We start from the raw sequence: 9,946 nt of genomic DNA on the forward strand, positions 1-9,946 counted from the left end.
TGGGGCTGGCGAGACGGGAGGCGACGGCGTCGTCCCGACGGCGTCCATCCCTATGGTGGGCTGATGGACCACACTGCGACCATGCTCGAGAGCGGGGGGCCGCACGTACCCGAGGTCGCACACCTGGTGCTGGTGACCGCGGCTCGGATCGTCACCCAGGCCGGCCCCGACGCCGAGGCCATGGTGCTCTTCGGCGACCGCGTGCTCGCGACCGGCTCGGCCGAGCAGATGTCGCGGCTGGCGCCCGACGCGCCGCGCGACGACTACGGGGACGCCACGGTCGTCCCGGGGTTCAACGACGCGCACCAGCACCTGACGATGATGGCCGCACAGACCTCCGGGCTGGACCTCTCGGCCCCCCAGCTGGACAGCCCCGACGCGCTGGCCGCCGCCATCACCCGGCACGCCGCCTCGCTCCCTGCCGACGGGTGGATGGTCGCGAGCCGCTACGACCACGTCCGCAGCAGCGCCGGGCAGCGGCTGACCCGGGCCGAGCTCGACGCGGCCGTGCCCGACCACCCGGCGATCGTCGTGCACATCGGTGCGCACTGGGGGGTCGCGAACTCCTTGGCACTGGCCGCGGCAGGGCTGGACGACAGCTCGGTGGCGCCCCCTGGCGGGGAGCTCGGCCGGGATGCCGACGGCCGGCTCGACGGGTTCGTCTCCGAGCAACCGCTCTTCGACTTCGTCTACCCATCGCTGGCCGCCGGGGAGCCGATCGTGCCGCCGACGCCGGTCGACGAGCTCGTCCCGGCGATCCTCGCCAGTGCCGAGAAGATGCTCGCCGCGGGCATCACGTCCGTGTGTGACGCCATGGTCGGCCCGCGCGAGCTGCAGCTCCTGCAGGGGGCTCGGGACCGGGGACTCCCCCTGCGGGTGAACGCCCTGCTGACCTTCCCGCACCTGCCGGCGCTGACCGAGGTGGGGCTCCGGGACGGCTTCGGCGACGAGTGGCTGCGGATCGGCGGCATCAAGGCCTTCGTCGACGGTGCCGTGGCCGGCCGGTCGTGCGCGGTGGCCGAGCCGTTCGAGGGCACCGACGACACCGGCCTCCTCACCGTGACCGCGGAGCAGCTCCAGGACCTGGTGGGCCGCGCCACGGCGGCGGGGACCCGGCTGGCGGTGCACGCCAACGGCGAGCGCGCCATCGAGATGGTCCTGGACGCCCTGGAGCGGGTGGCGGCCACCGGGGTTCTGATGCTGCGCCACCGGATCGAGCACTGCTCGATCGTCACGCCGTCGATCGTGGAACGGATGAAGCGGCTCGACCTCATCGCCGTGCCGTTCGGCAGCTACGCCTACTTCCACGGCGACAAGCTGCTGCAGTGGTACGGCGCCGACCGGCTGGAGCGCATGTTCGCCCACCGCTCCCTGCGGGACGCCGGCATCACCGTCGCAGGATCCTCGGACTACCCGTGCGGGCCGTGGGAGCCGCTGCTGGGGCTGCAGAGCTGCGTGACCCGGCGCAGCGCCACCGGGCGCGACGTCGGCCCGAGCCAGCGGCTGTCGGTCCGGGAGGCGCTCGAGCTCTACACCGTCGGGTCGGCCGCGTCGTCCGGGGAGGACGGGGTGAAGGGCCGTCTCGCACCGGGCTTCCTCGCGGACTTCACCGTGCTGGACGGGGACCTGATGACCGTGGACCCCGACCGGATCGGGGCCGTGCGGGTGAGGGCGACGTGGGTGGGCGGGGTCCGCCGCTGGGCTGCCTGACCCCTGCCCTCTGCTGGCCCTACAGGCGCCGACACCCCTCGTCACGGCCCGAGGCGTCAAGCAGTGAGCGGAGCGATGCCGCCGTCGATGTCATGAAGGAAGCAGGACCGGCAGCGCCTCCCCTGCTCCGCTCGCAAGCCCAGCACGACATCGTCGCGTGGGTCGTCCTGCACCCCGCAGGAGACTCCCGGACGTTCAGGAGGCCCGGCTGACCCCACCCGCCGGCGTCCTCGAACGCTAGGACCGGCCACCGACAGACATCCGGCACCCGAGCCACCGCGGCGGGTCAGACGAAGGCGCTCAGCCCGGTGATGGCGCGCCCCACGATGAGGGTGTTCATCTCGCGCGTGCCCTCGTAGGAGTAGATCGCCTCGGCGTCGGCGACCAGCCGGCCCACGTGGTGCTCGAGCAGGATGCCGTTGCCGCCCAGCACCTCCCGCGCCCAGCCGACCGCCTCACGCATCCGCACCGTCGAGTGCGCCTTGCACAGTGAGGCGTGCTCGTCCTGGAGCAGCCCGGCGTCCTGCAGCTGCGAGGCCCGCACGTTCATCGCCGTCGACGCCGTGACGTTGCCTAGCATCTTGACCAGCAGGTCCTGCACCATCTGGAACGAGGCGATGGGCTTGCCGAACTGCTCGCGGGTCTTGGTGTAGCGCAGCGCGTGCTCGAACGCCCCGCGGGCGCACCCGGTCGCCTGCCACGCCACACCCATCCGGGTCACCCGCAGCACGTCGGCCGTGCTGCGGAAGCTGGTCGCCCGCTGCAGCCGGTTCGCCTCCGGCACCCGCACCCCGCGCAGGTGGATCTCGGCGTTCTGCACGACCCGCAGGGCGATCTTGTCCTGCTGGGTGTCGAAGGTCATCCCCGCGGTGCCCTTCTCGACCACGAAGCCCTTGACCTGCTGGTCGGCCTCGTCGCGGGCCCAGATGACCACCAGGTCGGCGAAGGCGGCGTTGCCGATCCACTTCTTCTCGCCGTCCAGCACCCACTCCTCGCCCTCGCGCCGGGCGCTGGTGGCGAGCCCGGCCGAGATGGCGGAGCCGACGTCCGGCTCGGTGAGGCCGAAGGCGCCGATGAGCTCCATCCGGGCCATCGGCGGCAGCCATCGCTCGCGCTGCTCGTCGCTGCCGCACAGCTGGACCGAGCCCATCGCCAGGCCGCCGTGCACGCCCATGAACGTGGCGATCGACGGGTCGACCCGGGCCAGCTCCATCGCGACCATGCCGTCGACGAGCGCCCCGCGCGCCGGGCAGCCCGGACCGTCGTACGCCAGCCCGGCGATGCCGAGCGCCGCCAGCCCCGGCACCAGGTCGTGCGGGAACTCGGCCCGCGTCCAGTAGCCGTTGATGACGGGCTCGACCTCGCGGGTCATGAACTCGCGCACCCGCAGCAGCAGGTCGCGGTCCTCCTCGTCGAGCAGCAGCTCGAACCCGAGGAAGTCCGACAGCGGCGAGTCCTCCAGCTCGACGTCGCCCACGTCCTGGAGCTCGGTGATGTCACTCATCGTGGATCCTCCTGCGGTACACGCCCGACGACCCGGCGCCGTGAGGACCGGGCCGGCTCGTCGACCGGGTCGTCATCGGCCGCTGCCCACCCACTCTCGCCCAACGAGCCCCTCGGGGCGACCGGACGGGCCTGTGGAAAACTTCGCGGCCGCGTCGGCGGATCGTCCTACCGTCACGGGATGGAGCTGCGCCTGACCGTCCACGTGCCACGGCGCCGGCCGCGGCCGGCCGAGGTCATCGTCTCGGCCCGCCCGGGGGCGACCGTGGCCGACCTGCGGCGGGCACTGGGCGAGTGGCTCGCGATGCCGGTCCCGGGGCTGGTCACGGGCGGGGTCGCGGTGGCGGACTCGGCCCTGGTGGGGATGCCGCCGCTGCTCGACGGCGCCTCGGTGGCCGTGGTGCCACCGGGCGGGGACGGGGGTGCGGGCGGTGCAGGGGCCCGGCCGCGCCCCCTCCTCGAGCTCGTCACCGTCGGGGGGCCGGATGCCGGGCGCACCTGGCCGCTCGAGGCGCCGGGCGTCGTGGTGGGGCGGGCGCCCGACGACGGCTTCCGGCTCGCCGACCCCTCGCTCAGCCGGCGGCACGCGCGGGTCACGGTCGACGCGGGCGGTCTGGGCGTCGAGGACCTCGGCTCCACCAACGGCGTGCTCGTCGACGGCCGGCGTGCGGAGGGTCGAGTGGCCCTCGACACCTCGTCCGTGGTCGTCATCGGCTCCACCACGCTGCGGGTGCGCCGTGCTCCGGGGGCGCGCGTAGCGCTGGTGCACCTCGGCGACGGCACCGCGCTGGTCACGCCGAGCCTGGCCGCTCCCGGGCCGGTGGCCGGCGCGGACGTCGAGGTACCCCCTTCCCCGGCCGACCCTCCCGCTCCGCGCCTGCCCTGGGTCGCCGCTCTGGTGCCGCTCCCGGTCCTGGCCGTCATGGCGTACTTCCTCGGGCCGCAGCTGCTCGCGTTCGCGGTGCTCGGGCCGCTCGCCGTGCTGGCCACGCACGCGGTCGAGCGGCGGCGGGCCCGGGCCGAGCGCGCGGCCGGGTCCCGGCGGCACACCGAGGCGACCGCGGCGGCCCGGGCGCGGGCGGCCGCGGTGCTCGACGCCGAACGGGCGGCCCGGCACCGCGCGCATCCCGACGCCGCGGTGGTCCTGGCGCGCGCCGAGTCGACACTGCCGGGGGTGTGGTCCGGCGCGGCCGGGCGCACCCTCCGCGCCGGTCTGGGCGACGTGCCGGCGCACACCCGCTGGGTCGAGGCCGGGGTCGGCACACCGCTCACCGCGGCGGCGGTCCCGGTCGTCGTCGACCTGGGCGAGCATCCCGGCGTGGGGGTCGTCGCCCCCCGTGACGTGGCCGGCCCCGTCCTGTCGTGGCTGGTCGCCCAGCTCCTCGTCGGGATGCCGCCGTCGCGGCTCGGGCTGCGGGGCCCGGCGACCGAGGGCGAGGGCACCCCGGGATGGCTCAGCCTGGTGCCGCACCACGGGCCCGGGCCCGGCGGCCTGCTCGTCGAGCCGGACCTCACGAGCGAGGGGGTCGAGCGCGTCCAGCAGCACGTGGCGGCGGGCGGGGTCGCCCTCGTGGCGGCCACCGACCGCGAGCGCCTGCCGGACGCCTGCCGTTGCGTCCTCGAGCCGGTGGGCGGGGGGCGGTGGGTGCTGCGGACCGACACCACCGCGCGGGCGTTCGTGGCCGACGGGGTGGGCGCCACCTGGTGCGACCGCCTGGGCCGGGCCCTGGCCCCGCTGCGCGAGACCGGCGGCACCGGGGCGACGCTGCCTCGGCGGGTCGAGTCGGCCGACGTCGGCGAGGCGCCGGGTGACCCGGCCGGGGTGCTGCGCCGCTGGGAGGAGGACGACGGCCCGCGGGCCGTGGTCGGGGTCGGCGCGGACGGGCCCTTCGTCGTCGACCTCGAGCGTGACGGGCCCCATGTCCTGGTCGGCGGCACCACCGGGTCGGGGAAGTCCGAGTTCCTCCGCACCCTCGTCACGGGGCTGGCCCTGGGCTCGCCCCCCGACCGCCTGACGCTGCTGCTGGTCGACTTCAAGGGCGGGTCCGCTTTCGGGCCGTGCACCTCGCTCCCCCACGTCGTCGGCGTCGTCACCGACCTCGACGCCCACCTGGCGGAGCGCGCGCTGCGGTCGCTGGATGCCGAGCTCCGTCGCCGCGAGCGCCTGCTCGCCACGGCCGGGACGAGCGACCTCGACGCCTACCGGCGGCGGCCGGGCGTCGAGCCCCTTCCCCGTCTCGTCGTGGTCGTCGACGAGCTCCGGACGCTGGTCGACGAGCTCCCCGACCTGGTCCGGGGCCTGGTGCGGCTGGCCGCGCAGGGCCGCTCCCTGGGGATCCACCTGGTCCTGGCGACCCAGCGGCCGTCGGGCAGCCTCACCCCGGAGATCCAGGCCAACGTCAACCTGCGCATCGCGTTCCGGGTCCGCGACCGCGCCGACTCGGTGAGCATCGTCGAGTCCGACCGGGCCGCCGACCTCCCGGCCGACACCCCGGGCCGGGCGCTGGCGCGCGGCGGCGACGGCCGGCTCGCCGAGTTCCAGGTGGCACTGACCCGGCCGGCCGCGGGGTCGGGCCCGGCGGTCACGGTGCGGGCCCGGCACCCGGAGCCGTCCGGCGAGGAGGGGTCCGGGTCCGCCCTCGAAGGGCACGACGAGCCGCCCTCCGAGCGCTCCACCGAGATCGCCGCGGTCGTCGACCTCGTGCACCGGGCCCACGCCCTCACCGGGCACCCGCACCCGCGCCGGCCGTGGCTGCCCGCACTGCCACCCGAGGTCCCCCAGGCGGACGTCCCACCCGGGACGGTCGCCCTCGCCGACGTCCCCGCCGACCAGTGCCGCCGACCGCTGACCTTCGACCTCGAGGTGCCGTTGTGGCGGCTGGTGGGCGGCGCTCGCACCGGGCGCACCACCACCCTGCGGGCCCTGGCCCTGGCCGCCGCCGGGGCCCAGCCACCGGGCCGGCTCCACCTGCACGCCGTCGCCGGTACCGAGTTCGGGCACCTGTCCGCGCTCCCGCACACCGGCACGGTGGTGCGTCACGACGACGTGGCCGGTGTCCGGGCCCTCGTCGAGCACCTGGCCTCCTGGGTGCGCGGGCACACGTCGGCAGGTCGCCGCGCCGAGGACGGCGTGCCCGCCGTCGTGCTGTTGGTCGACGGCTGGGAGCGCCTGGCCGCCCTCGACGACCCCCGCGACCCCTCGCCCCTGTCCGAGGAGCTGCTGGCCGTCGTCCGCGACGGCGTCGCGGTGGGCCTGGTCACCGCGGTCACGGGCGGGCGTGAGCTCCTGCGCCCCCGATGGGCCCTGGGCGGGCGCACCCTGCTGCTCGGCCCCACCGATCCCCTCGACCTGGCCCTGCTGGGCCTTCCCCCGGCCGCGGGGCTGAGCGCTCCGCCCCCGGGGCGGGGCCTCTCGGCCGACGAGGGTCACGAGATCCAGGTGGTCCACGCCCGGGACGACGACGTCACCCGGGTGGCCGCCGCTACGACGCGCGCCCGGCCGGGTCCGCGCCCCTGGCGCTACCGCCCCCTCCCGTCCTCGGTCACCCGCGACCAGGCCACGGAGCGTGCGCCGGGCGGCGGGCCGGCTCGCGGGCTGCGGGGTGAGGGTGGGTCGCGGCGCGCGCTGCTGGTCGGCGTCGGCGGCCCGGAGGCCGGCCCGTGGTGCTGGTGCCCCGGGCGTGACGGCCGCCGGCTGCTGGTGGCCGGTCGCCCGGGGTCGGGTCGCTCGACCGCTTTGCGGGTGCTGGCGCGCTCCGCCCGCGACGCGGGGCGGGCCGTGGTGCTCCTCGTGGCCGACCGGGCCGATCCGCAGGCCGACGACGTGGGTCTGCGGGTCGGGCCGCAGGACGTCGACGCGCTGGTGGCGCTTCGCCGCGAGCATCCGGGGCTGGTGGTCCTGGTCGACGACGCCGACCGGCTGGGCGACGAGCCCGTGCTGCCGGTGCTGGCCGAGATCGCCGACCTGGTCGACCGCGACGACGGCGCGCTCGTGGTGGCCACCAGCAGCGTCGCGCTGCGCACGCGGTTCCGCGGCCTCGACGTCGACGTCGCACGGCACGGCACCGGGCTGCTCCTGGCGCCCCAGCCCGCCGACGGCGAGCTGCTGGGCGCCCCTCGCCTGCGCGCACCGGCCGCAGGGCCGCCGGGCCGCGGGGTCTGGGTCGACCCGAGGGGGGTGAGCGCGGTGCAGCTCCTGAGCGCCTGAGCGCCGGGGGCCGTGGGCGCTACGGCTCGGGGGTCGCTCCGGGTGACGGCGCCCCGGGTGACGGTGCCCCGGCGACGTCGGGGTCCTCGGGGCGCGGTGCCACCAGGGCGGCGCCGACGGCCACCAGGGCCACCGCCAGGACGAGCCCCCCGAGCGCCGCGCGGCCGGCCTGCAGCAGTCCCCATACGACGGGCAGCAGGAGCAGGTCCCACAGCACGGTCGGGGTCCGCGGCCAGCGCGTCCACCGCAGCCAGCCGCGCGACAGCACCGCCAGCCCGACCGCCGCCAGCAGGATGACCAGCGCCGACATCACGACCCGCGTGCCGTCGCTGCCCTCGCCCAGGACCAGCTCGTACAGGTAGAACGCGGCGACGCCGACCAGCACCAGGGCCTGCAGACCGCACAGCACCCCGGCCACCACCCGCGCCCCGCGCGGCGCCCTCGCCGCGGGCGCGCCGAGGGGGCTGGGGCTCGTCGTCCTCATGGCTCTCAGCCTAGCCAGGAGCGCCGGGAACATCCGGGCCCCGCCGGCCCGTTGACCCGGGGTGGAGCGCGCTCGACCGCACGCCCGACACACCCCCGGAGGCATCCCCTGGCCGGATTGGGTCGGTCACGGTAGAGTAACGCCACGGACGTCTGTGCTTAACACGTCCGTCACAGGGCTGCAAGGGCGCAACCCGGGCCCGGCGTCCTTGAACGCCGTACGACGACTTGTCCCCACCCCTCTCGCAAGGAGCCCCATCCATGGACTGGCGCGACCGCGCTGCCTGCCTCGACGAGGACCCGGAGCTGTTCTTCCCCATCGGGAACACCGGGCCTGCGATCGCGCAGATCGAGGAGGCCAAGGCCGTCTGCCGTCGGTGTGAGGTCCTCGACACCTGCCTCAAGTGGGCCATCGAGTCCGGCCAGGACGCCGGCGTCTGGGGCGGCATGTCCGAGGACGAGCGCCGGGCGCTCAAGCGCCGCAACGCTCGCGCCCGCCGCGCCGGCTGACCTCGGCGCCCCGGCCGATCTGACGGCCCGACCCCCGTCCCACCGACCCCTCAGCGGCCCAGCGGCCGCAGTTTCGCCACGAACTCGACCTTGGTCCCGTGCGGCGTCCGGTTCTCCCACCGGATGCGACCGCGCAGGTCCTGCACGAAGGCCGTGACGATCTTGGTCCCGAGCCCCGCCAGGCCCGGGCGGAAGCCCGCCGGCAGCCCCGCCCCGTCGTCGGTCACCGTCACCGTGAGGTCGTCGCCGCCGTCCGCGGGGCGGCGGTCGACGGTGACGACGACCGAGCCGTCGCGGTCGGCCAGGCCGTGCTCGACGGCGTTCTGCACCAGCTCGGAGATGACCATGGCCAGGGCCGTGGCGTCCTCGGCCCGCACCCGCCCGAAGGAGCCCTCGAACCGCGGCTCGACCCGGTGCTCGCGGGTGGCCACCTCGATGACCGCCCGCAGCCCCCGCACCGCGATCTCGTCGAAGCTCACGGTCTCGTCGTAGCCCGTGCTCAGCGTCTCGTGCACGAGGGCGATGGTCGCCACCCGCCGCACGGCCTCGTCGAGCGCGGCCCGCGCGTTCTCCTCCGGCACCCGCCGCGCCTGCAGGCGCAGCAGTGCGGCCACCGTCTGGAGGTTGTTCTTGACGCGGTGGTGGATCTCGCGGATGGTCGCGTCCTTGGTCAGCAGCTCCTGCTCGCGCCGGCGCAGCTCGCTGACGTCGCGCAGCAACAGCATCGCGCCGGTGCGCACCCCCTGGCTGGTCAACGGGATGGCGCGCAGGGTGACCGTGGCCGAGTCGGTCTCGACCTCGGTGCGCCAGGCGGCCCGCCCCATGACCACGACGGCCAGCGACTCGTCGACCTGCCGGTCCGAGAGCGCCACCCGGTCGGCCACCACCTTGGCCAGGGTCTCGCCGACCACGTCGCCGAGGTGGCCCATCCGGTGGATGGCCGAGACCGCGTTGGGGCTCGCGTAGCGCACCACGCCGTCGGGGTCGAGGTGGATGACGCCGTCGCCCACCCGCGGCGCCCCGCGACGCAGCCCGGTCGGGGCCGACGGCGAGGGGAACTCGCCCGTGGCCACCATCTGCAGCAGGGCGTCGGCCAGGTCGCGGTAGGTGAGCTCGAGCCGGCTGGGGGTCCGGCCACCGGTGAGGTTGCTGTGCCGCGTGACCACCGCCACGACCCGCCCGGCCGTCACCACGGGGACGGCGTCCTCGCGGATCGACATGTCCTCGCGGATGGCGGGGACGGGCGAGGCCACCAGGCGCTGCTCCTTGGCCGCGGCGTCCAGCATCGCGGCCCGGGCGCGCGTCGAGCCGCGCCCCACGATGTCGTCGTAGAACACCATCGGGCCGGTGTTGGGGCGCACGTGGGCGACCGCCCGCCAGCCGTCCATCCCCCCGCGTACCCACAGGACGAGGTCGGCGAAGGACAGGTCTGCCACCATCTGCCAGTCGCCCACGAGCAGGTGCAGCCACTCCGACTCCGCCGGTTCGAGGTCGGTGGTGCTGCGCAACATCCCGGCGAGCGTGCTCACGGCG

Annotated in this window: 6 protein-coding genes; 3 read left to right on the forward strand and 3 right to left on the reverse strand. The window is 75.9% G+C overall.

Annotation, left to right across the window (positions count from 1 at the left end):
* Nucleotides 1-63: 63 nt before the first annotated feature.
* On the forward strand, nucleotides 64-1,710 hold the full coding sequence (locus tag ATL31_RS09790; RefSeq protein ID WP_211284001.1) for an amidohydrolase: 1,647 nt from the start codon (nucleotides 64-66) through the stop codon (nucleotides 1,708-1,710).
* A 286-nt stretch (nucleotides 1,711-1,996) separates the two neighbouring features.
* Here the strand turns inward: ATL31_RS09790 and ATL31_RS09795 are convergent, their stop codons facing one another.
* The gene (locus ATL31_RS09795; RefSeq protein WP_101395605.1) at nucleotides 1,997-3,214 is read right to left on the reverse strand and encodes an acyl-CoA dehydrogenase family protein; all 1,218 of its coding nucleotides are present in this window, start codon (nucleotides 3,212-3,214) and stop codon (nucleotides 1,997-1,999) included.
* A 180-nt stretch (nucleotides 3,215-3,394) separates the two neighbouring features.
* Here ATL31_RS09795 and ATL31_RS09800 point away from each other — a divergent pair, with 180 nt between their 5' ends.
* Nucleotides 3,395-7,420, forward strand: coding sequence for an FtsK/SpoIIIE domain-containing protein (locus tag ATL31_RS09800; protein WP_101395606.1), 4,026 nt, complete (start codon nucleotides 3,395-3,397; stop codon nucleotides 7,418-7,420).
* A gap of 19 nt (nucleotides 7,421-7,439) precedes the next feature.
* Here the strand turns inward: ATL31_RS09800 and ATL31_RS09805 are convergent, their stop codons facing one another.
* Nucleotides 7,440-7,904 (reverse strand): hypothetical protein, encoded by a 465-nt coding sequence (locus ATL31_RS09805; protein ID WP_101395607.1) that lies wholly within the window; start codon nucleotides 7,902-7,904, stop codon nucleotides 7,440-7,442.
* 260 nt (nucleotides 7,905-8,164) lie between these two features.
* Here ATL31_RS09805 and ATL31_RS09810 point away from each other — a divergent pair, with 260 nt between their 5' ends.
* Nucleotides 8,165-8,413: a WhiB family transcriptional regulator gene (locus ATL31_RS09810; RefSeq protein WP_030527568.1), complete on the forward strand. Its 249-nt coding sequence runs from the start codon at nucleotides 8,165-8,167 to the stop codon at nucleotides 8,411-8,413.
* Between the two features lie 50 nt (nucleotides 8,414-8,463).
* Here the strand turns inward: ATL31_RS09810 and ATL31_RS09815 are convergent, their stop codons facing one another.
* Nucleotides 8,464-9,942, reverse strand: a complete 1,479-nt coding sequence (locus tag ATL31_RS09815; RefSeq protein ID WP_101395608.1) for a sensor histidine kinase — start codon at nucleotides 9,940-9,942, stop codon at nucleotides 8,464-8,466.
* Nucleotides 9,943-9,946 lie beyond the last annotated feature (4 nt).

Origin of the sequence: Phycicoccus duodecadis (genome assembly GCF_002846495.1) — a bacterium.
Classification (GTDB): Bacteria; Actinomycetota; Actinomycetes; order Actinomycetales; family Dermatophilaceae; genus Phycicoccus; species Phycicoccus duodecadis.